Origin of the sequence: Streptomyces sp. NPDC127197, assembly GCF_042672405.1 — a bacterium.
Lineage (GTDB): Bacteria > Actinomycetota > Actinomycetes > Streptomycetales > Streptomycetaceae > Streptomyces > Streptomyces flavusporus.
On record NZ_JBHXVG010000003.1, the window covers coordinates 144,778 to 169,930 of the forward strand.

Annotated in this window: 16 protein-coding genes and 1 tRNA gene; 11 read left to right on the plus strand and 6 right to left on the minus strand. The window is 73.0% G+C overall.

Annotated elements, in window-relative coordinates; translation table 11 throughout:
* Window positions 1-17 precede the first annotated feature (17 nt).
* Genes ACFVJQ_RS05790 through ACFVJQ_RS05820 form a run of 7 tightly spaced genes read left to right on the plus strand, consistent with a single transcriptional unit; the run spans window position 18 to window position 12,255 of the window.
* Window positions 18-353: a hypothetical protein gene (locus ACFVJQ_RS05790; protein ID WP_385513028.1), complete on the plus strand. Its 336-nt coding sequence runs from the start codon at window positions 18-20 to the stop codon at window positions 351-353.
* On the plus strand, window positions 350-727 hold the full coding sequence (locus tag ACFVJQ_RS05795; RefSeq protein ID WP_385513029.1) for a GPW/gp25 family protein: 378 nt from the start codon (window positions 350-352) through the stop codon (window positions 725-727). Before ACFVJQ_RS05790 ends, ACFVJQ_RS05795 begins: the two co-directional genes overlap by 4 nt.
* A complete protein-coding gene (locus ACFVJQ_RS05800) occupies window positions 724-3,858 on the plus strand; it encodes a putative baseplate assembly protein (RefSeq protein ID WP_385781232.1) in 3,135 nt (1,044 codons plus the stop codon). The genes ACFVJQ_RS05795 and ACFVJQ_RS05800 overlap by 4 nt, the downstream gene beginning before the upstream one ends.
* Window positions 3,855-7,616: a putative baseplate assembly protein gene (locus ACFVJQ_RS05805; protein WP_385781235.1), complete on the plus strand. Its 3,762-nt coding sequence runs from the start codon at window positions 3,855-3,857 to the stop codon at window positions 7,614-7,616. Before ACFVJQ_RS05800 ends, ACFVJQ_RS05805 begins: the two co-directional genes overlap by 4 nt.
* Window positions 7,616-9,772 (plus strand): hypothetical protein, encoded by a 2,157-nt coding sequence (locus tag ACFVJQ_RS05810; protein WP_385513032.1) that lies wholly within the window; start codon window positions 7,616-7,618, stop codon window positions 9,770-9,772. Before ACFVJQ_RS05805 ends, ACFVJQ_RS05810 begins: the two co-directional genes overlap by 1 nt.
* 54 nt (window positions 9,773-9,826) lie before the next feature.
* Entirely contained in the window at window positions 9,827-11,371 is a 1,545-nt protein-coding gene (locus ACFVJQ_RS05815; RefSeq protein WP_385781238.1) for a DUF6519 domain-containing protein, read from the plus strand.
* Window positions 11,371-12,255, plus strand: coding sequence for a peptidoglycan-binding protein (locus ACFVJQ_RS05820; protein WP_385513034.1), 885 nt, complete (start codon window positions 11,371-11,373; stop codon window positions 12,253-12,255). Before ACFVJQ_RS05815 ends, ACFVJQ_RS05820 begins: the two co-directional genes overlap by 1 nt.
* Here the strand turns inward: ACFVJQ_RS05820 and ACFVJQ_RS05825 are convergent.
* The 3 genes from ACFVJQ_RS05825 to ACFVJQ_RS05835 form a co-directional block, all read right to left on the minus strand.
* Complete coding sequence (locus ACFVJQ_RS05825; protein WP_385781242.1) at window positions 12,252-13,622, minus strand: M1 family metallopeptidase; 1,371 nt, start codon at window positions 13,620-13,622, stop codon at window positions 12,252-12,254. The two genes, ACFVJQ_RS05820 and ACFVJQ_RS05825, sit on opposite strands and share 4 nt — an antisense overlap.
* Before the next feature lie 65 nt (window positions 13,623-13,687).
* Window positions 13,688-17,554, minus strand: a complete 3,867-nt coding sequence (locus tag ACFVJQ_RS05830) for a Pls/PosA family non-ribosomal peptide synthetase (RefSeq protein ID WP_385781245.1) — start codon at window positions 17,552-17,554, stop codon at window positions 13,688-13,690.
* 294 nt (window positions 17,555-17,848) lie between these two features.
* Window positions 17,849-17,936: transfer RNA gene (locus tag ACFVJQ_RS05835), tRNA-Leu, on the minus strand.
* Window positions 17,937-18,133: 197 nt separating this feature from the next.
* Here ACFVJQ_RS05835 and ACFVJQ_RS05840 point away from each other — a divergent pair.
* The 3 genes from ACFVJQ_RS05840 (at window position 18,134) to ACFVJQ_RS05850 (ending at window position 20,775) form a co-directional block, all read left to right on the plus strand.
* Window positions 18,134-19,459 carry a M20/M25/M40 family metallo-hydrolase gene (locus ACFVJQ_RS05840; protein ID WP_385781248.1) on the plus strand — a complete coding sequence of 442 codons (1,326 nt, stop codon included), beginning with the start codon at window positions 18,134-18,136 and terminating at the stop codon, window positions 19,457-19,459.
* A 157-nt stretch (window positions 19,460-19,616) separates the two neighbouring features.
* On the plus strand, window positions 19,617-19,850 hold the full coding sequence (chpH, locus tag ACFVJQ_RS05845) for a chaplin ChpH (protein ID WP_385513037.1): 234 nt from the start codon (window positions 19,617-19,619) through the stop codon (window positions 19,848-19,850).
* A gap of 112 nt (window positions 19,851-19,962) precedes the next feature.
* Window positions 19,963-20,775: a chaplin gene (locus ACFVJQ_RS05850; RefSeq protein ID WP_385781251.1), complete on the plus strand. Its 813-nt coding sequence runs from the start codon at window positions 19,963-19,965 to the stop codon at window positions 20,773-20,775.
* A gap of 63 nt (window positions 20,776-20,838) precedes the next feature.
* On the opposite strand, the gene ACFVJQ_RS05855 is transcribed toward ACFVJQ_RS05850, so the two are convergent.
* On the minus strand, window positions 20,839-21,027 hold the full coding sequence (locus ACFVJQ_RS05855) for a DUF5703 family protein (RefSeq protein WP_043499282.1): 189 nt from the start codon (window positions 21,025-21,027) through the stop codon (window positions 20,839-20,841).
* Window positions 21,028-21,074: 47 nt separating this feature from the next.
* Here ACFVJQ_RS05855 and ACFVJQ_RS05860 point away from each other — a divergent pair, with 47 nt between their 5' ends.
* Entirely contained in the window at window positions 21,075-21,806 is a 732-nt protein-coding gene (locus ACFVJQ_RS05860; RefSeq protein WP_385781254.1) for a hypothetical protein, read from the plus strand.
* Window positions 21,807-21,892: 86 nt separating this feature from the next.
* On the opposite strand, the gene ACFVJQ_RS05865 is transcribed toward ACFVJQ_RS05860, so the two are convergent.
* Both ACFVJQ_RS05865 and ACFVJQ_RS05870 read right to left on the minus strand, forming a co-directional pair.
* A complete protein-coding gene (locus ACFVJQ_RS05865; RefSeq protein WP_385781257.1) occupies window positions 21,893-24,010 on the minus strand; it encodes an ATP-binding domain-containing protein in 2,118 nt (705 codons plus the stop codon).
* Window positions 24,007-24,993: an aldo/keto reductase gene (locus ACFVJQ_RS05870; RefSeq protein WP_385781260.1), complete on the minus strand. Its 987-nt coding sequence runs from the start codon at window positions 24,991-24,993 to the stop codon at window positions 24,007-24,009. The genes ACFVJQ_RS05865 and ACFVJQ_RS05870 overlap by 4 nt, the downstream gene beginning before the upstream one ends.
* Between the last annotated feature and the right edge of the window lie 160 nt (window positions 24,994-25,153).

The window sequence follows — 25,153 nt, forward strand, 5'->3', positions numbered from 1 at the left end:
ACGGGGGAGTAAACACGTTGTCCGCGAGTCTGCTCGACGCCGGTGCCGTGATCGGCTGCCCGCACGGCGGCCGCGTCGCCGCCGCCACCACACCGACCGGGGCCGTGTTCAGCGACGGTGCCCCCGTCGCCACAGCCGCCCACAGCTATGTGGTCACCGGCTGCCCGCACACCGTCGACGGTGTGCCCATGCCCTGCGTCTCGGTCCGCTGGACCGCCCACAGCACCGGCGTCACGGTCGACGGCGCGCCCGTGCTGCTCGACACCTCCGCGGCCCAGTGCCTCACCGCGGCCCTGGTGCCGCAGGGACCGCCCGTCGTCCAGGCCGCGCAGCGAAAGGTCACCGTCCGATGAGCGCCACGAAAACCACCGACATCGCCTTCCCCTTCCGCGCCGACCGCCGCGGCCGCACCGCCCACGCCCGGCACGGCGACCACGTCCACGACCTGATCGAGCAACTCCTGTTCACCAGCCCCGGCGAGCGCGTCATGCGCCCCGACTTCGGCTGTGGGCTCCTCGACCTGGTCTTCGCCCCGAACAGCCCCGAGCTGATCAACACCCTCGAGCTGTCCGTCCAGGCCGCCCTGCAGCGCTGGCTCGGCGACCTCATCGAGGTGGAGGCCCTCGACGTGGTCAGTGAGGACACCGTCGTCCGTGTGTACCTGTCGTACGTCGTCCGCGCCACCGGCACCCGCCGCGACGACGTCTTCGCAGGGAGGGCCGCATGACCACCGGCACCACCGCATCCCGCCGGAACAAGGTGAGAGCGGCCCAGCTCAACGGAGTCGACGCCGTCGAGGTCAGCGACGACGGACTGCTCCTGACGGTCACCTTCCTCGGCAAGGCCCCGCACGGCCTCATCCCGGAGAACGTCCGCATCGACGGCGGCCGCCGCATCACCGGCATCACCGCGACCGACGTCAGCATCGAACGCGAGGAGGACCCCGAGCTCGACGACCGGCTCTACGTCACCCTCGACCGGGCCGGCGACACCTCCCGCTACCGCCTCTCCCTGGTGGAGACCGACCCGTACGGCCGCCCCGGCACCGAGCCCTTCCGCGGCTTCGACCAGCGCTACCACAGCGCGGCCTTCTCCTTCCGGCCCGACTGCCCGACCCCCTTCGACTGCAAGGACGACCACTCCGAGGAGCCGGACTTCCCGGCCGCGCCCGTCATCGACTACACGGCGCGCGACTACGACACCATCCGCAAGCTGCTCCTCGACCGCCTCGCGCTCACCACCCCCGACTGGGCCGAACGCAACCCCGCCGACCTCGGCATGACCCTGGTCGAGCTGCTGGCGTACACCGGCGACCAGATCAGCTACCAGCAGGACGCGGTGGCCACCGAGGCCTACCTCGACACCGCCCGCCGCCGGGTCTCCGTACGCCGTCATGTGCGGCTCATCGACTACGCGATGCACGACGGCTGCACCGCCCGGGCGTACGTCACCGTCGAAACCGCCGGTGACCACACGCTCGCTCCCGGGACGTACCGTTTCGCCTCCGTCGACGTCCGCACCCTCGACCCGCACGACCGCCCCGAACCCGGCACGGTCATCGGGGACGGCGACCTGGCCGACCTCGACGAGCGCGGTTCGGTGGAGGTCTTCGAACCGGTCGTCGCCGCCGACCAGTTGGAGCTGCGCGTCGCGCACAACGCGATCCGGCTGTGGACGTGGGGCGGCGAGGTGTGCGCCCTGCCGAAGGGCGCCACCTCGGCCACCCTGCGCGACGAGTGGGTGGACCCGGAGACCTGCCGCGAACGCCGACTCGACCTGAAGCCCGGCGACCTGCTCGTCCTGGAGGAGGTGAAGGGCCCGCGCACCGGCACCCCCGGCGACGCGGACCCGAGCCACCGGCAGGCCGTCCGTCTGACCTCCGTGCTCCCGGCCGTCGACCGCATCGAGGACCAGCCCGTCCTGGAGGTCACCTGGGCGGCTCAGGACGCCCTGCGCTTCCCGTTCTGCCTCAGCACCCGCGGCGGCCGCGACTGCCTCCCGGTCGACGACGTGACCCTCGCCCGCGGCAACGTCGTCCTCGTCGACCACGGCCGCTCCCTGCCCGCCCCGGAGACGGCCACTGTGCCGCCCGAGCCCGCCGTCGTCGCCCCCTGCGACCCTCCCCCAGCCTCCGGCCGGGGGTACCCCCATCTCGCTTCGCTCGCCTTCGGCTGCACCGACCGGACGGAGGGCAACGCGCCCGCGCGGCTCATCAACTCCCTGACGGACCAGGCGGAGTCGGGTGACGCGCTCACCCCCGACGACGTGCGCGAACTCTTCCACGTCGTGGGCCTGACCGCCACCACCCGGGCCGGGCTCGGCCTGGAACGCGCCGGACAGCGCCACGAGCGCGTGGTGCCGGGCACGGCCTACGCCCAGGCCGCCGCCCTGCGGACACTGCTCGCGCAGTCCCTCTACCCCGGTATCCGGCCCCGCTTCCGCCCGGTCCTCGGCCGCGCCCCGGTCGCGCAGGCCGTGCCGTTCCCCGACTCCCGGACCGTGGCGGCGGGCCAGGCCGAGCGGATCGCCGCCATCCCGGGGCGGGTCCGGCAGCGGCTCGTCGAGCTGTGGCGCAGCGCCCGCGACCGCGACGGGCTCGGCGACGAGGAGATCTCCGAACTCGCCGTCATCTACGGCCTGAAGATCCTGGAGCGCCTCGAACTGCGCCTCCATCCCGTCCGGGCGCTGCGCGAACTCCTGTACTGCAGTGACCAGTTGCTCGACGCCAAGCTGCGCCGCACCGAGGTCCTCGCCGCCCGCGCCCGCGCGGGCACGGTCCTCGACGGGCACATCGCGTGGGAGATCGCGCACAGCTGGGGACCGGCGTACGCGGCCGGACTGCACCCCGACGAGCCGGTGCTGCGGGGCTCCGCGACCGGCGCCCTCACCCAGGACCCGCGCCGGGCCCTGCCCGCCGTACGCATCCAGGACGGGGACGACGTCTGGGAGCCCCGCCGCGACCTGCTCGACAGCGCCCCCCGTGACCGTCACTTCGTCGGCGAACTCGAGGACGACGGCCGGCTGGCCCTCCGGTTCGGCGACGGCCGGCACGGCGCCCGCCCCACCCCGGGCGCCCGCCTGCGGATCCACTACCGCCTCGGCGGCGGCAGCGCGGGCAACGTCGGCGCGGAGGCCATCAACCACCTCGTCGTCGCGGACGACTGCGAGGCACCGCCCGCCGCCGTGGTCCGCAACCCGCTGCCCGCCACCGGCGGCACCGAACCCGAACCCGTCGAACAGGTACGCCAGCTGGCGCCGCTGGACCTGCGCCGCACCCGCCTGCGCGCGGTGACCGCCGAGGACTACGCGGCCCTGGCCTCCGCTCTGCCCGGAGTGCAGCGGGCGGCCGCCGAGCTGCGCTGGACCGGCAGCGTCCAGGAGGCGCACATCGCCGTCGACGCCTGCGGCGACGGCACCCCGTCGGACGAGCTGCTCGCTGCCGTGGCCCAGTCCCTGGAGACATACCGGCGCATCGGCCACGACCTCGTCGTCGGCCCCGCCCGGCTGGTGCCGCTCGACATCGCGCTCACCGTGTGCGCCGCGCCCGGACACCAGCACGGGCAGATCCTGGCCGAGCTGTACCGGGTGCTCGGCGCCGGCCCTCGCGGCTTCTTCCACCCGGACGCGCTGACCTTCGGCGAACCGGTCCGGCTGAGCCGGCTGGTCGCCGTCGCCGCGGCCGTCCCGGGCGTCGAGAGCGTGCACGTCACCCGGCTGCGCCGGCTGTTCGAGCAGGACCGAGGAGAGAGGGAGGACGGCGTGCTGCGGCTCGGCCCGCTGGAGATCGCCACCTGCGACAACGACCCCGACCGGCCGGAGAACGGCCGGCTGGCGATTTCCCTGGGAGGTGCCCGATGACGGCTGACGCATGCACCTGCGGCGGCGCCTGCCGCGGCGGCCACGACGAGCGCCTGGCCCCGGCCCCCCTGCACAACCCGCCCGGCCGCACCGCCCTCGACTACCGCGTCGGTGAGTACGGCTCCTTCCTGACCGCCCTGCTCGACCGGCTCGCCTCGCCCGCGTACCCGGCGCTCGACGGGCTCACCGTCCGCACCCCGGACGACCCGGCGATCGGCCTGCTCGACGCCACCGCCGTCCTCGGCGACCTGCTCACCTTCCACTCCGAGCGCATCGCCGACGAGGCCTATCTCCGCACCGCCGACGAGCACCGCTCCCTGGTGCTGCTCGGCCGGCTCGTCGGCCACCGGCCCCGCCCCGGCGTGGCCGCCGCCACCCACCTCGCGTACACCCTCGAACGCGACCCCCGCGCCGAGACCCTGCCGGTGCTGATCCCGCGCGGGGCGCGCAGCCACAGCGTGCCCGCCTCCGCCGACGAGGAGTCCCTGACCTTCGAGACCGGCCACGACCTGACGGCCCGCTGGGACTTCAACGAGCTGAAGGTACGGCGCCGGCGCCCCTGCCTCGTCACTCCCGAGGACCTGGAGCGCCGCTCGGAGCTGTTCGTCGAGGGCACGGCCAACTCCCTGCAGACCGGGGACCAGCTCCTCTTCGTCTTCGGTGAACAGGCGGGCGGCGAGCGGACGTTGCTGCCCGTCGCCGCGGCCCGCGTCGACCGGGAGGACGGCATCACGGCGATCTCCCTGCCCAGGTCGGCCCCGCCGACGCTGAAGGAGATCGTCGACGAGGTACGCCGCTGGACCGCGGAGCCCGCCACCCCCGGCGAGCCCGGCGACGAGCCGCCCACCCCCGAGGTGCCCAACCCCCGGCCGGTCAGCCGACTGATCGAGGACTTCGAGGACCAGGTACTCGCCCCGCTGCGGGCCGACCTGGACGCCCTCAAGACCCCGGAGCGGCTCGCGGCCCGCCTCGCGGAGCCCGTCGCGCGACTCGGCGAGGCGCAGGTGCTGGCCGAGCCGTACGAGGACGTGGCGGCGTGGTTCGAGCAGTTGGAGGCGGTCCTCGCAGAACTGGCCGAGCGCGCACGGGAATTGGCACCGGCCCGACCCGACGAGCCCGCCACGGCCAAGGCGCGGACCACCCCTGACCCTCAGGCAGCCGCCCTCCGGGCCCTGTCCGCCGTCCTCCCCGCCCTGCGTACCTCCACCCCCACCCCCGGGCCGGCCACCCGCGCCCGCCCCCACCACCCCGGCACCGACACCGCCCGCCTCCTCACCGCCCTCCACCCGAACCTCGGCACCCTCTACCCGGCCTGGCGCACGGCCGCCGCCCCCGGCACACCGCAGCTCCTGCGCGAGCTGCTGGCGATGCGCGTCACCGCCGCCCCCTTCGGCGCCACCGCCCCGCTGAAGCCGGTGCAGGACAACCGCGGCCGCGTCATCCGCACCGCGGACTGGCCGCTCACCGGCGCGGCGCTGGTCACCCTGCGGGTCGTGTACGACACCGGGGGCAAGGTCCCGGTCCGGGCGGAGTTCCAGTACGTCGAGGGCAGCAGCTCCGACCAGCGTGCCGAGAACCTGCCCGTCCCGCAGTTCATCACCTTCCCGCTGGGTGCGGGCCAGGTCGACCTGTCCGTGCGCTCCGGCCAGGACCGCGACCTGAGCTGGCTGAACCGTCGCCCCACGGACTCCCCGGACCCCGGCGTCACCGCCCGTCTGCACTCCGGTCTGCCCGAACGCACCCTGTTCGTGTCCCGGCCCGACGCGGACGGCCTGGTCCACGTCGGCGTGCACAACGGAACCTCCGAGCAGATCGCCCTGCGGCCGGGCAGCGCCGAGCAGTTCACACACGGCGAGTACGAGGTGAGCATCCGGTACACGGTGGGCAGTGCCGAGCCCAACGTCGAGATGGTCATCGCAAGCAAGCCGCAGCCCGTCGACCGCCGTGTGCTCCAGCTCGACACCGTCCACCACGGCATCACCGTCGGCAGCTGGGTGGCGATCCGGCGCCCCGCCAAGGGAGCCCAGGGCGGCATACCCGGCGACGCGAAGCTCGCCTTCGTCACCACCCAGGTCGTCGCGGCCCGCACCGCCGCGTACACCAACTACGGCATCACCGGCCGCGGCACCGAACTCGTCCTCGCCGACCCCTGGCTGGACGAGTTCGACGTCCTCCTCTCACACATCCGCGACACCACCGTGCACGCGGCGGGCGAACCGCTGCGCCTGGCCGACGAACCGCTCGGCGAGGACGTGCACGGTAACGAGATCGAACTCGCCGAGCTGTACGACGGACTGCGCCCCGGCCGCACCCTCGTCGTCACCGGCGAGCGCAGCGACATTCCCGGGGTGGTCGGCGTCACCGCCACCGAGGTCGTGACCATCGCCGCCGCCGACCCGGCCGTCGACCCGCAGCTGCCCGGCGACCACGTCCACACCCGGCTGACCCTGACCGCCGACCTCGCCCACCGCTACCGCCGCGACACCGTCCGGATCCTCGGCAACGTCGTCGAGGCCACCCACGGCGAGAGCCGCGAGGAGGCCATCGGCAGCGGCGACTCCGACCGCGTCAACCAGACCTTCGCGCTCTGGCAGACCCCGCTCACCTGGCTCGCCGACGACAACCCCCTCGGCGCCACACCGGTCCTGGAGATCCGCATCGACGGCGTGCTCTGGCACGAGGTCGACAGCCTCGCCGGACGCGGCCCGCGCGAACGCGTCTACATCACCGGCAGCACCGCCGACGGCCGTACGACGGTGACCTTCGGCGACGGGGTCAACGGCGCCCGGCTGCCCACCGGTCACGAGAACGTCCGCGCCCGCTACCGCTTCGGCACCGGCCGCGCGGCCAACGTCGCCGCCGACCGCATCACCCAGCCCCTCACCCGCCCGCTGGGCGTCACCGCGGTCACCAACCCGCGCCCGGCGACCGGCGGTTCGGACGCGGACGGACCGGGCCTGACCCGCCGTACCATCCCCCTTGCCGTCTCCGCCCTGGACCGGCTCGTCTCGGCCGGCGACTACGAGGACTTCGCCCGCTCCCGGGCCGGCATCGGTCGGGCCGCCGCACGCGAACTCTTCGACGGCCGGCGGCGCGTCCTGCACGTCACGGTCGCCGGCACGGACGATGTGCCGATCGCCGACGACTCCGACACGCTCCGCGCCCTGCGGGGCGCCCTCACCGAGTACGGCGACCCGAACCTTCCCGTCCGAGTGGACGTCCGCGAACTGGTGCTGCTGCTCCTCGCCGCCCGCGTCAAGGTCGCCCCCGACCACACCTGGCAGACCGTCGAACCGCGCCTGCGCCAGGCCCTGCTGCGACGGCTCGGCTTCGAGGGCCGGGAACTGGGACAGCCGGCGCGGCTGTCGGAGGTCCTCGCCGCCGCACACTCCGTGCCCGGGGTCGACTACGTGGACGTCGACGTCTTCACCGGCGTCCCCGCGTCCGCCACCCCCGAACAGCTCACCGAGCTGCTCGCCCACCCCGGCACACCCAAACCCCATGTGCCGGCCCACCCGGCGGCCTACGACGAGCGGAGCCACACCGTGAGCGCCGCGGACGGCGAGACTCTCTCCGCGATCTGTGCCCGGCACGGCATCCCGCTCGCCGAACTCCTGCGCCTCAACCCCGACATCACCGACACCCGGCGCCTGCCCAGGGGCCGGTCGGTGTACGTCTTCCGCGGCATCCGCCCGGCCCAGCTCGCCCTGCTGTCACCGCGCGCCGCGGACACCCTGATACTGACGGAGGTCAAGTGATGTCCCCGGACGTCGAGTTCGAGAGCACGGGAGCGGCGGCATCCAGGGATCCCGACGCGCTCGCCGCGCTGCTGCCCCGCTGGCATCTGCTGCGCGACGCCGAGGAGGGCGGACCCCTGCGCGCCCTGCTCGCCGTCATGGCCGAGCAGCTGGACCGCGTCCGCGACGGCGTCGAGCAGGGCTACGAGGACCTGTTCGTGGAGACCGCGGCGCCCTGGGTGCTGCCGTATCTCGGCGACCTCGTCGGCTATCGCACCCTGCCCGGCTACGAACGTGTCCTCACCACCGGCCTGCACGACGGGGGCCGCCCCGCGCTCGCCGAGGCCGTCGCCCCGCGCCGCGACGTGGCGGCGACCGTCGCGAGCCGCCGCCGCAAGGGCACGCTGCACCTGCTGGAGGAGCTGTCCGAGCAGGTCGCCGGCTGGCCCGCGCGGGCAGTGGAGCTGTCCCGGCTCGTGGCCCACCACCAGCCCGTGAAGCTCGGCGCGGGTCACCGCATCGAGCGCGGCCGTCTCGCCGACCTCCGCGACGGCGCCGCGCTCGACCTTCCGGCACCGTTCTCCCCGACGGCCCGTACGGCAGACGTACGACGGGCGAACTCCGTTCACCGGCAGGGTGGTTGGACCCCGGCGGGAGTCGCCCTCTTCGTCTGGCGTCTCAAGGCGTACTCGCTCACGTCCGCCCCGGCGTACTGCATCGACCGCGCCCGCAACCTCTACACCTTCTCGATCCTCGGCAACGACACCCCGCTGGTCACCAAGCCCTTCCCGGAGCCGTCGCCCACGCACATCGCCACGATCGACAACGTCCCGGCGTTCATCCGCCGCCGACAGCTCCACGACCGGCTGCTGGACCACTACGGCCCCGGCAAGAGCTTCGTCATCCGGCGCGACGGCGAGGACAAGCCGGTGCCGCCCTCGGACATCGTCGTCGCCGACCTGTCCGACTGGCGCTACCGGCCGAGGCGCGGCCAGGTGGCCGTCGACCCGGAGCTGGGCCGCATCGCCTTCGGCTCCCGTTCGGCGCCCCGCCAGGGCGTCTGGGTGGACTACCACTACGCGTCCGGCGCCGACCTGGGCGGCGGCGAGTACACCCGGGACGACCGCGTGCCCCGCCCCGACGCGACCTTCTACCGGGTCGGGCCCGGGCAGCCGTACCGGCAGATCATGGACGCCTACCGGGCCTGGCAGCACGACCGCCGGGCGGACCGCACCGGCCCCGAGGGCATCATCGAGATCACACACAGCGGCGCCTACCAGGAACAGCTGGACTTCGACCTCGACCCCGGCGACCGGCTTCAGCTGCGCGCCGCCGAGGGCACCCGCCCGGTCATCCGCCTGCTCGACTGGTACAGCAACCGCCCCGACGCCCTCAACATCCGCGCGGTGTCCGACGACTGCGCCCCGCACGAACGCCCCCGCGTCACCCTCGACGGACTCCTCGTCGCCGGCCGCGGCATCAACGTCACCGGCCCCATGGGCGCCGTCGTGGTCCGGCACACCACCCTGGTCCCCGGCTGGTCCCTGGAACCCGAGTGCGACCCGCACTCGCCCGAGGAGCCCAGCATCGTCCTGGAGCGCACCACCGCCTGCCTCCAGGTCGAACACAGCATCCTCGGCACCATCGAGGTCATCGGCGACGAGATCACCGAGGAGCCCCTCGACATCCATCTGCGCGACAGCATCCTCGACGCCACCGCCGACGACCGCGAGGCCCTGTCCGCGCCGGACTGCCGGCACGCCCACGCGGTGCTCCATCTGCACCGCACGACCGTCATCGGCGAGATCCACACGCACGCCGTCCGCATCGCCGAGAACTCGCTCTTCACCGGACGCCTGCACGTGGCCCGCCGCGGAATCGGCTGTCTGCGTTTCTCGTACGTCCCCAGCGGGTCGCGTACGCCGCGCAGGTACCGCTGCCAACCGGACCTGGCCGGTCAGGTACGGCCGTTGTTCGTCTCCCAGCGCTACGGGACGCCCTGGTACGGGCAGTTGGCCGACGGCTGCGCCGAGGAGATCCGGCGCGGCGCCGACGACGGCGCCGAGATGGGCGCCTTCCACGACCTGTACCGGCCACAGCGCGAGGACGGCCTGCGCGCCCGCCTCGCGGAGTACACGCCCGCCGGCACGGACGCCGGGATCTTCTTCGTGACGTGAGCCGCACCGCCACCGACGTGACACGCACCTTCCTGAACCAGGGGGACCCCCTTCATGCACGCTGACCTCTCCCGCCTCACGTTCCGCCCGGAACGGCACTACTCCGCGGTCGTCGCCCAGCAGGGCCGCGTCCAGCTCGACGCCGACACCAACGAGCAGACCGCGATCCAGCTCCACCAGGCCCGCACCCTCGCCGCCGACCTGATCGGACCGCACGGCGGACCGCGCGACGCCGCCGGATTCCGTATCGAGTACGTGGGCGGCAAGCACGACCTGGACACCCTGCACATCCACGGCGGCCGTTACTACGTCGACGGCATCCTGTGCGACGCGAGCCGCCCGGCGCCCGGCGTCCCGGTCCTGGACGAGGACGATCAGGAGACCCCGGAACCCCTTGGGCACTGGACGTACTGGGACCAGCCCGACGGCTTCCGGGACCCGGAGAAGCCCGGCGACCGGCTGCCCTCGCCCGCGCAGTCCCCGTTCGTGGTCTACCTGCACGTCTGGGAGCGCTCGGTGACCGCGGCCGAGGACCCGGCGCTGCGCGAGGTCGCGCTCGGCGCGGCGATGCCCGACACCGCCGCCCGCGTCAAGGTCGTCTGGCAGGTCCTGCCGCTGTCCCTGGCCGCCCTCGAGATCGAGGAGCCCGACCCGTCCAAGGAGGTCGTCCGCGCCGCCTTCGCCCGCTGGGCGCAGCGCCGGTCCGCCCCCTCGGCCCGCCTCGCCGCCCGCAGCGAACGCCCCGCCCACGCCGACGAGGACCCCTGCCTGGTCAAGCCCGACGCCCGCTACCGCGGCCCCGAGAACCAGCTGTACCGCGTCGAGGTGCACGCCGGCGGCGAGGCGAAGGACGCCACCTTCAAGTGGTCCCGCGAGAACGGCTCCGTGGTCTTCCCGGTCGACGAACTCGACGGCACCTGGGTGCAGTTGGCGACCCTCGGCCACGACGAGAAACTGGACCTCGACGTCGGCGACCATGTCGAGTTCACCGACACGGCCCACGCCTCCCGCCTCGAACCCCTGCCTCTGCTCCGTGTCGAGGAACTCGACCTCCCCGGCCGCCGCGTCCGCCTCTCCGCCGAACCGGCACCGGGCGTCGGCCGCCTGCCCCACCTGCACCCCTTCCTGCGCCGCTGGGACCACCACGAGGGCCCGAAGCGCAAGGGCCGTACGACCGCCCTGCGCGGCGGAGCCGTCCCGGTCACCGAGGGGGAGTGGCTGCCCCTGGAGGACGGTGTCGAGGTCTACTTCGCCAAGGGCGGCAGCTACCGCACCGGCGACCACTGGATCATCCCCGCCCGCACCGCCACCGGCAGCGTCGAGTGGCCCGCCGACCCGGCCCGCCGCCCGCTGCTCCAGGCCCCGGCCGGCATCGCCCGCCACCACGCCCCGCTGGCCCTGATCAAGGGCGAGGGCAGCGCGGTCGACCTGCGCCTCGCCTTCGGCCCGCTGGCCAGCAGCATGCCGGCGGCGGACGAGGCGACGCTCGCGGCCGAGGACCAGGCCCGCCGCGAGGAACTGGCGGCCGAGTCCGACCCCTCCGGCGGACGGTCGCAGACCACAGCACAGGCGGAGGCCGCCGTGGAAGGAGACGAGTGATGGCCAAGCCACTGAGCGCGTCCAAGATGGTGGAGATCCTGCGCGCGGAGGGCCTGACGGTCCACGAGGTCCGCAACTGGCGCAACCACAACCGCAACAGCAAGGGCCCCTGGGGCCCGGTCAACGGCGTGATGATCCACCACACCGTCACCTCCGGTACCGCCGCGTCCGTCGACATCTGCTACGACGGCTACTCCAGCCTCCCCGGCCCCCTCTGCCACGGCGTCATCGACAAGAAGGGCCACATCCACCTCGTCGGCAACGGCCGCGCCAACCACGCCGGGCTCGGCGACAGCGACGTCCTGCGCGCGGTGATCAACGAGACGAAACTGCCGCCCGACAACGAGGCCGACACCGACGGCAACCGGCACTTCTACGGCTTCGAGTGCATCAACCTCGGCAACGGCAAGGACCCGTGGCCGGAGGCGCAGAAGGAGGCCATCGAGAAGGTGGCCGCCGCGATCTGCCGCCACCACGGCTGGTCCGAACGTTCCGTCATCGGCCACAAGGAGTGGCAGCCGGGCAAGGTGGACCCGCGCGGCTTCACGATGGACAGCATGCGCAGGCGCATCGCCCAGCGGCTCGGCGGCAAGCCCCAGGCGCCCGACCCGAAGCCGCAACCGCAGCCCAGGCCGACGTACGAGCCCTTCCCCGGCAGCGGCTTCTTCCATGTCGGCCAGAACTCCCCGGTCATCACCGCCATGGGCCGCCGTCTCGTCGCCGAGGGCTGCAGCCGCTACGAGGAGGGCCCGGGCCCCGAGTGGACGGAGGCCGACCGCCGCTCCTACCAGGCCTGGCAACAGAAACTCGGCTTCAAGGGCAAGGACGCGGACGGCATCCCGGGGAAGGTGAGCTGGGACAAGCTGAAGGTGCCCAACTCCTAGGAAGCGCTCGGTGGATGAGCCGGCCGCACCGGAATCCGCAGCTCCTGTTCCGGCAGGGGCGGCAGCGCCGGCTCCTCCAGCCACGCCCTGAACAGCTCGTCCAGCGGCTCGGACGCGAAGCGGGCCACATGCGCGGTGAAGGTCGCCGTCGTCACGGCACCACCCCTGTGCAGGCCCGTCCACCCGCGCAGCATCCGGAAGAAGTCCTCGTCGCCCAGCGCACAGCGCACCGCATGCACGACGAGCCCGCCCCGCTGATACAGCCGGTCGTCGAACATCAGCTTGCGCCCCGGATCGGCCAGCTTCAGATCCTGCGGCTTCCCGGCGAGCAACCGGTGCGCGGCCGCGGCGTGCTGCTGGGCCGTCCGCCCGCCCGACCGCTCCGACCACAGCCACTCGGCGTACTTCGCGAACCCCTCGTTCAGCCAGATGTGCCGCCAGTCCGCGATGGACACACTGTTCCCGAACCACTGATGCGCCAGCTCGTGCGCCACCAGCCGCTCCCAACCCCGAGCCCCGTCCACATGGTTGGCACCGAACAGCGACAACCCCTGCGCCTCGACGGGGACGTCGAGCTCCTCCTCGGTCACGACGACCGCGTACTCGTCGAAGGGATACGGCCCGAACAGCTCCTGGAACAGCTCCATCATCGCCGGCTGGCGCGCGAAGTCCCGCGAGAACTCCGGCAGCAGATGCGCCGGAATGTGCCCATGCTGCGGCACACCGCCCGGCCCCGGATCGCCCAGCAGCACCGTCTGGTACTTCCCGATGGACAGCCCCACCAGATAGCTGGACGTCGGCGCCGACTGCTCGTACACCCAGGTGGTCGTCGAGGCCTTCGTCGTCCGGGTCAGCAGCCGCCCGCCCGCCACCACCGCGTACGCGGACGGCGTGGTGACCGAGATCTGGTACGACGCCTTGTCGGCCGGCCGGTCGTTGCACGGGTACCAGGACGGCGCCCCGACCGGCTGGCTCGCCACCAGCGCCCCGTCCGCCAGCTCCTCCCAGCCGAGCCCGCCCCAGGGGCTGTTCACCGGCTTGGGATTGCCCGACCAGTGCACCTCCACGGTGAACGCGGCCCCGGCCCGCAGCGGCTTGGCCGGCCGGACCCGCAGCCGGCCGCCCCGGTGGGTGTAGTGCGCCTGCCGCCCGTCCACCCGCACCCGGCCGATCCTGAAGTCGGCCAGGTTGAGCTGGAACTCGGCGAGCGCCGCCCGCCCCGCTATCGCGTTGATCCGTGCCGTGCCGGCCAGCCGGTTGGGTCCCGGGCGGTAGTCCAGCGCGAGTTCATAGCGGTGCACCCGGTAACGGGGATCACCGTTGCCGGGGAAGTACGGGTCCGCTCCCACGGACTGCTGAACTGCCACTGCTGCGTCTGCTCCCTGCGCTGTGCTCGTACGACGTTCCTCGTCCCCCGTCGCCGTAAGAGCACTCAGCGGCGCCATGCCTCGATCGGGTTGCCCAGCCAGCGGGTGTCGTCGGGAACGGACTCCGCAGCCATCACCAACGACGCGGGACCCAGCGTCGTACGGGCCCCGACCGTGCTGCCGGGCAGGACGATTCCGCCAGGACCCAGCGTCGAGCCCTCACGGAGAACCACAGTATCCGTCCGCAAGATCCGGTCGTGGAAGAGGTGTGTCTGCAGCACACAGCCCCGGTTCACGGTGGCCGCGTCCTCCAGCGTCACCAGATCCGCCTCGGGCAGCCAGTAGCTCTCCACCCAGGCACCCCTGCCGATCCGGGCTCCGAGCCCGCGCAGCCAGGCCGTCATCACCGGCGTACCCGGCACCGACCCCGCCAGCCACGGCACGGCCAGTACCTCCACGAACGTGTCCGCCAGCTCGTTGCGCCACACGAACCCGCTCCACAGCGGATGCTCCCCGCTGCGGTGCCGCCCCACGAGCACCCACTTCGCCACCACGGAGACCACACCCGCCACGACGCCCGCCGCGAGCAGCACCAGCCCGCCCAGCAGCCACGCCCAGCCGCCCAGCGCACACAGCGCCGCCACCGTCAGCACGGCCAGCCCCGCCGAGCAGAACACCGGCACGATCCGGCACAGCTCCACCAGCCCACGCGCCCACAGCAGCCGCGCCGGCGGATCGTACGTCCGGCTCCGGTCCCCGTCGGCCGCACTGCGCGGCAGCTTCACCGGCGGCAGGCCGAGATACGAGCTGCCCTTCTTGGCCTTCTTCGGCGTCGCGGACAGCACACCCACCAGACCGCCGTCCGGCACGCTGCGCCCCGGCGCGGTCATCCCCGAGTTGCCGAGGAACGCCCGCCGCCCGATCTCCGCGCGCCCGATCCGCATCCAGCCACCGCCGAGCTCGTACGGCGCGGTCAGCGTGTCGTCCGCGAGGAACGCGCCCTCACCCACCGTGGTCAGGCTGGGCAGCGCGAGCACCGTCGACACCTCCGCACCCCGCCCGATCCGCATCCCGAGCAGCCGCAGCCACACCGGCGTGACCAGCCCGGCGTACAGCGGGAACAGCGTGTCCCGGGAGCGGTCCATCAGCTGCGTGACGGTCCATGCCTGCCAGCCGGTCCGGCTGTGCGTGGGATACGTCCCCTCGCCCAGCCCCAGGCTCAGCAGCCGTACGGCGACCAGGATCAGCAGCGCGTACGCCAGCCCGAAGGCGAGCGTCGCCGGCACCAGCGCGAGCGCGGCCCCGCGCACGGCCTCGGCAAGCCCGGCGTCCGGGCCGACGAACAGGCCCGCCACCAGCAGCGCGACAGCGGCCGAGACCACCGGCAGCGCACTCAGCGCGACGCCGGTCACCCCGTACATCACCCGCCAGTACGCACCCCGCCCCGGCCGCTCCTTCGGCCAGTTGCGCTTGGCCTTGCCGAGCTTGACCGCGGGCGCACCCGCCCACCGCTGCCCGGTCGGAACCTGCCCGGCGACGGCCGAACCGGGCGCCACCTCGGCCCGCTTGCCCACGCGGGCGCCCGGAAAGAGCATGCTGCGCGTGCCGACGACGGCATGCGCACCGACCTTGACCGGCCCGATCTCCAGCCGGTCGCCGTCCAGCCAGTACCCTGACAGATCGACCTCGGACTCCACGGCCGCGCCCCGGCCCAGTTTGAGCATGCCGGTGACCGGCGGCAGCGAGTGCAGGTCCACGTCCGGTCCGACCCTGGCGCCCAGCGCCCGCGCGTACCGCTCGAGCCACGACCCGGTCAGCGAGGTCGCCCCGCTGACCTCCGCCAGCCGCTCCGCGGCCCACAGCCGCAGATGAACGCTCCCACCGCGCCGATACCGCCCCGGCTGCACACCCCGCAGCAGCAGCCGCGCCCCGCCCGCGGCGATCCCGAGCCGCCCCGGCGGACTGAAGAACAGCACGGCACCGGCCCCGACGAGCCACCAAGGAGCCGTCGGCAGCCAGGAGTAGGCGGTCAGGACGTTCCCGAGGGCGGCGAGTACGACGGTCCAGCGCAGCCCGAGCAGCGTGAACAGCGGCACGAGCAGCAGCAGCTGGACGATCTGCGCCCGCCGCGGAACCGGCGCCACGACCCGCGCGGCCCCGTCGTCCTGCGCGGACTCCTCGAGCCTGCGGGCCAGTTTGCGCAGCGTGGGCTGCTGATAGATGTCGAGCACCGCCGCGCTCGGATAGCGGGTGCGCAGCCGCGTCGTGAGCTGAGCGGCGGCCAGGCTGCTGCCGCCGATCGCGAAGAAGTCGTCGGTGGCCGCGGAGACGGGGATGCCCAGGACCTCCGTCCACTGCTCGGCCAGCCAGGCCTCGGTGCCGTACAGCTGCTCGGCCCTGCCACCGGTCTCCAGCCCCTCCAGGGGCCACGGCAGCGCGTTCCGGTCGACCTTGCCGGACGTGCGGGTCGGCAGGTCGTCGACCGGCGCGAGCAGCGGCACCAGCGCCGCGGGCAGCTCGGCCCGCAGTCGCTCCACCGCCGCCCCCGCGTCCCAGCCGTCCTGGGTGACGACATAGCCGACGAGGAGCTGGTTTCCGCTCCGCGCGGTCCGCACGGCGGCCGCGGCACCCGCGACCCCGGGCAGTGCCTGCAGGGCGGCGTCCACCTCACCGAGCTCGATCCGCCGCCCGCCGAGCTTGATCTGCTCGTCGGCCCGCCCGAGGAAGACCAGCCCCTCCGGCTCGGCCCGCACCAGATCGCCGCTCCGGTACGCCCGTTCCCACCCCAGCGACTGAAGCGGCGCGTACTTCTCCGCGTCCTTCTCGGCGTCGAGATACCGGGCGAGCCCGACCCCGCCGATCACCAACTGCCCACTGCCACCCATCGGCACGGGCTCCCCGGCCTCGTCGACGACGGCCAGCTCCCACCCCCTGAGCGGCAGCCCGATCCGCACCGGCTCCTCGCCGCCCAGCAGCGACGCACAGGCCACGACGGTCGCCTCGGTCGGCCCGTACGTGTTCCAGACCTCGCGCCCCTCCGTCACCAGCCGCTGCACCAGCTCGGGCGGACAGGCCTCACCGCCGAAGATCAGCAGCCGTACGTCGTTGAGGGCCTCCGGCTCCCACAGCGCGGCCAGCGTGGGCACGGTCGACACGACGGTGATCTCCTGCTCGACCAGCCACGGCCCGAGATCGGCACCACTGCGCACCTGCGACCGGGGCACGGGCACCAGACAGGCCCCGTACCGCCACGCCAGCCACATCTCCTCGCAGGACGCGTCGAACGCCACCGACAGCCCCGCCATGACCCGGTCTCCGGGCCCGATGGGATCCTCCGCGAGGAACAGCGCGGCCTCGGCGTCCACGAAGGCGGCGGCACTGCGGTGGCTCACGGCGACGCCCTTGGGCTTCCCGGTCGACCCGGAGGTGAAGATGATCCACGCGTCGTGCTCGACGCCGGGCCGGCCTGCGGGAGTCCCGGACCGCCCGCTCACGGTCACCTCGTGCCCGGCCCCGATGACCCCCCGTACGTCCGCCTCCCCGAACACCAACTCGGCCCGCTCGTCCGGATCCTCGGCGTCCACCGGGACATAGGCGGCACCGGCCGCGAGCACGGCGAGGATCGCCACGTAGAGATCGTTCGTGCCGGACGGAACCCGCACCCCCACCCGGTCCCCGAGCCCCACCCCGGCCGCCGCGAGCCGGCCCCGCAGCCGCTCCACCTCCACGGCCAGCGCACGGTAGGTGAGACGCGTGGTGCCGTCGTCCAGGGCGAGTTCGTCCGGGTAGGCCCGCACGGACGCGTCGAAGACGTCGACGAGGGTGCGCGGGGAGGCCGCCGGACCCCCGGAGAAGCGTGCCGTGTCACCGAACCGCTCGCGGATCTCTTCGTCGAGCAGGCCGAGAGCACTGCTCTCGTGTATGGCTGCCATCGGGTCCTCGCGTCTCGATCCCGGAAGCCTCCGGGGCGCTGGCGGGCCCGCAGGTCTGCCTGGGGTTGTCCGGCTCCAGCTCCGTAACAAGCCGGAAATTTTAGTACGACGCTAGGTTTTCCGTTGCTCGGCGGCCACTTGGGGCGGCCGTTCGGGGTGCTCGCGGGCAGCCAGGCGTACCCGGTGACCTCGGGATCTTCCCGTCAAGGGAGACATGGCCCACACAGCGGGCGGGCGCACACAGGGGCCAGCACCCCGGAAAAGCAAAAGACCCCTGGTGAACAGGGGTCTCCCTGGTGTCCGAGGGGGGACTTGAACCCCCACGCCCGATAAAGGGCACTAGCACCTCAAGCTAGCGCGTCTGCCATTCCGCCACCCGGACAAGGTGTCTGTCGCGCTGGGTTTCCCCCGCGGCGACGACGTAAACATTACCAGGCTTTCGAGGGTGGCCGATCACACCCCCTGCGTCCCCGGGACGTCGTGAACGCCGTGTGACGGGCCGGGACCGGTCTTGGGGCGCGACCCGCCTCGGGGGGAGGATGAGGGGGACCACCAGCGGCGACTGCGGGAGGAAACAGCGTGAGCCAGACGGGCACGACCGAAGGCGTCACCGGCCAGGACGAGGTCGTCGACCTCTGCCGCGAGCTGATCCGGATCGACACCAGCAACTACGGCGACCACTCGGGGCCGGGCGAGCGCAAGGCGGCCGAGTACGTCGCCGAGAAGCTCGCCGAGGTGGGCCTCGAACCGCGGATCCTGGAATCCCACCCGGGCCGCGCCTCCACCGTGGCCCGCATCGAGGGCGAGGACCCGTCCCGGCCCGCGCTGCTCATCCACGGGCACCTCGATGTCGTCCCCGCCAACGCGGCCGACTGGACCCACCACCCGTTCTCCGGCGAGATCGCCGACGGATGCGTGTGGGGCCGAGGGGCCGTCGACATGAAGGACATGGACGCGATGACCCTCGCGGTCGTCCGCGACCGGCTGCGCACCGGCCGCAAGCCCCCGCGGGACATCGTGCTGGCGTTCCTGGCCGACGAGGAGGCCGGCGGCACCTGGGGCGCACGGCACCTCGTCGACAAGCACCCCGACCTGTTCGAGGGCGTGACCGAGGCCATCGGTGAGGTCGGCGGATTCTCCTTCACCGTCAACGAGAAACTGCGGCTCTACCTCGTCGAGACCGCCCAGAAGGGCATGCACTGGATGCGTCTCACCGTGGACGGCACCGCGGGCCACGGCTCGATGACCAACAACGACAACGCGATCACCGAACTGTGCGAGGCCGTCGGACGGCTCGGCCGGCACAAGTGGCCGGTGCGGGTCACCAAGACCGTGCGGTCCTTCCTCGACGAACTCTCCGACGCGCTCGGCACCGAGCTCGACCCGGAGAACATGGACGAGACGCTCGCCAAGCTCGGCGGCATCGCCAAGATGATCGGTGCCACCCTGCGCAACTCGGCCGCGCCCACCATGCTCGGAGCCGGCTACAAGGTCAACGTCATCCCCGGCCAGGCCACCGCCCACGTCGACGGACGGTTCCTGCCCGGTTACGAGGAGGAGTTCCTCGCCGACCTCGACCGGCTGCTCGGACCGCGCGTGAAGCGGGAGGACGTGCACGCGGACAAGGCCCTGGAGACCGACTTCGACGGCAAGCTCGTCGACGCCATGCAGAGCGCGCTCAGTGCCGAGGACCCCATCGCGCGGGCCGTGCCGTACATGCTCTCCGGCGGTACCGACGCCAAGTCCTTCGACGATCTCGGCATCCGCTGCTTTGGCTTCGCGCCCCTCAAGCTGCCGCCGGAGCTGGACTTCGCGGGCATGTTCCACGGGGTGGACGAGCGAGTGCCGGTCGAAGGGCTGCAGTTCGGCGTGCGGGTGCTCGACCGGTTCATCGATGCGTCCTGAAATGCCCCGCTGAAACGACACATCGGTAATCGACCGCGTGTACCGGGCCTGACCGGCAGGAGTGAATGCGCTCATCAGCTCGTAGCCCTATTAGTTCCTCCTCGTTACAGGTGATGCGATCAGCTACTTGTGATCGCATTGCCAACAAGGAGGAATAATGATCAAGAAGGTCGTCGCTGCTGCGGCTGCCACCGGTGGGCTGGTTCTCGCGGGCGCGGGCATGGCCGTCGCCGACTCCGGTGCTCAGGGTGCTGCCGTGCACTCCCCGGGCATCGGGTCCGGCAACGTTGTTCAGGCTCCGGTGCACATTCCCGTGAACGTCTGCGGCAACACGGTCTCCGTGATCGGTCTGCTGAACCCCGCCTCCGGCAACACCTGCATCAACAAGTGACGCAGCCTTTCTGAGGTTCGTCCATGCCGTCGGTCCCGGAGCGCGCCCAATGCGCTCCGGGACCGACCGGTCTTTTCACGTTGGTCATGAGGGGGAAGGCAGAGATTCAGCAATGCGACAGATTACCCGCAAGGGCCTGATGACCGTGGCGGCCGCGACCGGCGTGTTCGCCGCCGCTGGTGGCCACGCCCACGCCGACTCGAGTGCGAGCGGCTCCGGTTCGAACTCGCCCGGAGTGCTCTCCGGCAACACCGTGCAGGCGCCGGTGCACGTACCGGTCAACGTCTGCGGCAACACCGTCAACGTCGTCGGAGTGCTCAACCCGGCGGCCGGCAACTCCTGCGCCAATCACAGCGGCGACTGGGGGTCCCCCCGCTCGAGCGGAGCCGAGAGTGGGGGAGGCTCGTCCGGCGGCCACGGCGACACGGACGGCTCCGGTGCGCAGGCCGGCGGGCACGCCGACGGCTCTCCGGGCGTCGGCTCGGGCAACCACGTCGAGGCGCCGGTGCACGTGCCGGTCAACGTCTGCGGCAACAGCATCGATGTCATCGGCGTCGGCAACGCCGCCGTGGGCAACGACTGCGCGAACGACGGCTCCGGCGACGGTCACACCACCCCGCCGGGAGGCGGCGACGGTACGACGCCGCCCGGGACGCCGGAAAACCCGGGCAACCCGGGCAACCCGGGCAACCCCGGTGACCCGGAGGAGCCCGGCACCCCGAGCACCCCGGGCGGCGAGACGCCGGGCGACGACGGCTCCACCGACGTCAACCGGCCCGACGGCCAGTCCGTCGCACAGCCCCGCGGTACCGGTGCGCTCGCCGAAACGGGCAGTGAGCTGCCGATCGGCGCCGCCGTCTCACTGGGCGCGGGCGCGCTGCTGGGCGGGGCGGTCCTGTACCGCCGGGCGCGGGCGTCGGCGTAAGGGCGCAACCGGAAGTGGAGCGGGCCTCGCCACAGGGGGTCCGCTCCACTTCGGCGCCTCAGCTCACCAGGTGGCGCGCACCTGGCGGATGATCCGCCGCCGCAACCGCACCCTGCGGCTGCCGTCGCGCAGCAGGCTCAGGCGATGCAACTCCCAGTGTCCGTACTCGGCATGGTCCGTCAGCAAGCGTGTGGCGTCCTTGCGGGAGACCCCGCGCGGCACGTACACGTCGACAAATTCGTATTCCGGCATCGAATCTATTGTGCGGGCACAGGCCGGGTACGGATAGCGTCTGCACTATGTCTGATGCTGCGCAGCCCACCGCTGCTGAGGTACGCGCCGCCGCCGAGGCGATCAAGACCGCGCTCGACCGCCATCTGGCCGCGGTCGAACGCAGGTCGGGCGAGGACGACCCGGCCGTCTACGAGGCGTTCAACCAGCTGGCCGCGGCCGCAGAGGCGTACGACGAGCTGCTCTACGACCGCTACGACGAGGTCACACCCTTCGAGATCCCCGGTGCGGAGGAAACGTTGCCGCCGTACACGGGTCCCGAGGAACCGAACGCGCTCAGTGTGCTGATCCGCCGCGACTACGCGGTGGCGGAACCACAGCGACTGCTGGCGCAGGCCCAGCGGATCGAGGCGGCGGACGACGAGAGTACGGGCGCGGAGGCCGCCGGCACGGTCCACGGGGCGTTGGGCATCCTCTTCGGGGAGTTCGAACCGGACGAGATCGCCTCCCGCCACAAGGAGTTCGGGCTGGAGGAAGGCGACTCCACGCTGTGGGTCACGGCCGCGGAGGAACCGGCCGACCCCGGTGAGTGGCTGGAGGCACCCTTCGAGAGCATCGACCCGCAGCACGTGGTCTGCCGCTTCGACGTCAGCGCGGTCTTCGACGACGAGATCGACGATCTTGAGGACATCGAGGATCTCGAGGACCTCGAGGACGAGGAAGAGACCGACGACGATCTCGAGGACGAGCCGGAGCTGGACGGGGACGAGGACCTGGAACCTCTGGACGCGGACCGCTGAGCGCGCCCGAAGACAGCGACAGCGGCGGCCCCGGGGTTCCCGCGGCCGCCGGCTACCGGTCCTCTGAAGCCGCACCCGCGGCCGGTTCAGCCGGCCGTAGGCACCTGTGCGGTCAGGAGCAGGGGCAGGCGGGTTGTGCGGGGCTTCGCCGGGGTTTCTGCGACGGCGCGCGGCAGGGCCTGCTCCACACCGTGCACCACCGACAGATGGCGCTCCGCCCGCCCGAACGCCGTATACACCCACGGGCGGCTGAGGGCCTGCGCGGCATCCCCGGGCAGCACCACCACCACGGCGGGCCACCGGCCGCCCACCGCCTGGTGCGCCGTCAGTGCCCACCCGTGCCGGACGGACTGCTCCACCCGCTCCTTCGGTACGACGACGCTCTCGCCGGAGCACGACAGATGCAGCCCCGCGGCGTCGGCCCCGACGACCTGGCCCGGCACCGTACGTCCCGGTGCGGGGGAGTAGGCGATCCGGTCCCCGGGGTCGAAGCCGCCGAACCGGCCGGGACCGGGATTGAGCCGTTCCTTCAGCGCGGCGTTCAGCGCACGCGTCCCGGCCGCGCCGCCATGTCCCGGCGTGATGACCACCGTCTGCTCGGCGGGCACGCCGATCGCCCGCGGCACCGAGTCCGCGACGAGCTGCACGGTCCGGTGCACGGCCTCACCCGCGTCCCGCACCGGCACGATCACGACCTCCTTGCCCGGCGCGTCGACCTGGAGCAGCTCGCCCACGCCGATACCGGAGACCAACTCGCCCAGCGGACCGGGGTCCGGCCGCCGCGAGGCGACCTGGGGGCACCTGCGCACCGCCAGCAGATCCGCGAAAACCCGCCCGGGCCCCACGGACCACAGCACCGTCGGATCCCCGGACAGCACCAGCCGGGCACCGTCCGGCAGCGACTCGGTGAGCAGGGCCGCGGCCTCCACATCGAGCTGGGGCGCGTCGAGCACGACAAGGAGATCGAGGTCCAGCGCACCGTCCGGGTCCCGCCCCGGCCCCTCGGCACCGGACAGCAGCCCGGCGACGGTGGCGACCCCGGCCTCGTCCCGCACCAGCTCCGCGAACCGCCCCCGGCCGACGGGACTGTGGGCGGCGGCCCAGACGCGCAGGCCCACACCACGCGCCGCATCCACCAGCGCCGCGGCCTCGGCCCGGGACGCCTCACCACCCGTGTGCAGCACCAGCCCGTGCCGGGCGACCGCGCGGATCAGCTCGGCGGCCGAGCCCTCGGCGGCCGACGCGGCCCGCTCCCACTCCTCGGCCGAACCGTCCTCCTTGGGCACCGAGTTGATCAACCGGGCCAGTCCGTCGGCGAGGCTCTCCTCCGCGAGCGCGTACCGCTCCAGCCCGACGAGCACCCGCACGGGGCGCTCCTCGCCCGCCTCCTCGTCCTCGCCCTCACCCGACTCCTCCAGGCCGTCCTGGAACGCCAGGGCCTCGCCCTCCGCCAGGGCGCTCTGCACGGCCGCGTCCGGGTCGGGCACGCCCCGCTGGCCCAGGGCGGCGATGAGCGCCGGCATCTCCAGGGCGGTGTGCCCGGCGAGCGCCGCCTGTTCCAGCAGCCAGCCGGTGACGGCCCGGCCCCGCCGCTCGTCGTCGGGCCCGCACTCCGCGCCCAGCAGGGCCCGCGCGAACCCGTCGGCCTGCTCGGGGCGCACTCCGCCGACCCGCAGCAACTGCCACGGATCGGCGCGCAGCAGATCGTCCGCCCCCTCGCCCAGCACCGCGGCGACCTGCGGACCGAGCGCCTCGGGAGCGCCGCCGTCGCTCAGCACCCGCCGTACGGACTCCACGAGCTCCGCCGTGGGAGCCGGGGCGGCGGTGGGGGGCACCGGCTGCGGCCGCCGCACCGGCTCCGGAGCCGGCCGCCGGGGCGGGGGTTCCTCGAAGACGGTGGCGGGGGGCTTCTCGCCGCTCTCCACGGCGCGGACGGCCGCCAGCAGATCGGCGGCGGTCCCGCTGAGCTTGGCCCCGGCCTCGATGGGCGCCTTCTTCTCCGCCTTGCGCCGCTCGATCCGCTCCCGCTCGACCCGCTGGGCCGCCAGCTCGGCCTCCGCCTCCGACAACTCACCGGCGGCGGCGTCCGTGCCCTTGACGTCCTGGGCGTCCTGTGCCGCCTCGGTCCCCGGGGCGCCGCCCTCCGCCGGGGCGCCCGGGGTATCCGGCGCGGCGTCCTCGGTGGTCTCCGGCTCCGTGCTCACAGCGTGCTCCAGTCGTGATCGGGATAGCGGTGCACGGGCGCCGACACGTCGTCGAGCGCCCGGCAGATCTCGTCAGGAAGACTAAGCGCCTCCACTGACAATGCCCCTGTGAGCTGCTGCGCGTTGCGCGCACCGACGATCGGGGCGACCACGCCGGGCCGGTCCCGGACCCAGGCCAGGGCCACCTGGAGCGGGGTGACGGCCAGCCCGTCCGCCGCGGTCGCCACGGCGTCCACGATGCGGCCGGCCGTGTCGTCGAGGTACGGCTCGACGAAGGGCGCCAGATGCTCCGAGGCTCCCCGGGAGTCCGGCGGCATGGCGTCGCCGCGGTACTTGCCCGTCAGCACACCGCGCCCCAACGGCGACGACGGCAACAGCCCGATGCCCAGATCCACCGCGGCCGGCAGCACCTCCCGCTCGACGCCGCGCTGCAGCAGCGAGTACTCCATCTGCGTACTCGCCAGCCGGGTCCGCAGACCGGACGCTGCGAGCTGCCAGGTCGCGGCCTTCGCCAGTTGCCAGCCGCAGAAGTTGGACACGCCCGCATACCGCGCCCGGCCGCTGCTCACCGCGATGTCCAGCGCCTGGAGCGTCTCCTCCAGGGGCGTGTCCGGGTCGAAGGCGTGGACGTGCCACAGATCGACGTGGTCCGTGCCGAGTCGAGCGAGCGAAGCGTCCAGCGCGGCCAGCAGATGCCCACGCGACCCGTCGAACCGCCGGTCCGGATCCGGTACGCTTCCGGCCTTGGTCGAGATGACCAGGTCCCGCCGCGGCACGAGCCCTTCCATGAGACGCCCGAGCAGATACTCGGCCTCCCCGTCCCCGTAGACGTCCGCGGTGTCCACGAGTGTCCCGCCGGCTTCCCAGAACGTCTTCAACAGGTCCGCGGCATCATGCTCGTCGGTGTCCCGCCCCCAGGTCAGGGTGCCGAGTCCGATACGGGACACACGCAGGCCGGTACGGCCGAGATGCCTCTGCTCCATGAGCGCCGAGATTACTGGCCAGAACTGGTGTCGTGGGGGCCTGTGGACAACCGATTTCCCGGCCCCGCACGCCCGCACCCCACCCACAACCTGGGCGATCCACCCCCCTCACGCTAATGTCGACGTCACAAGGGACGTTACTGATCAGTAAGGGGAAGGC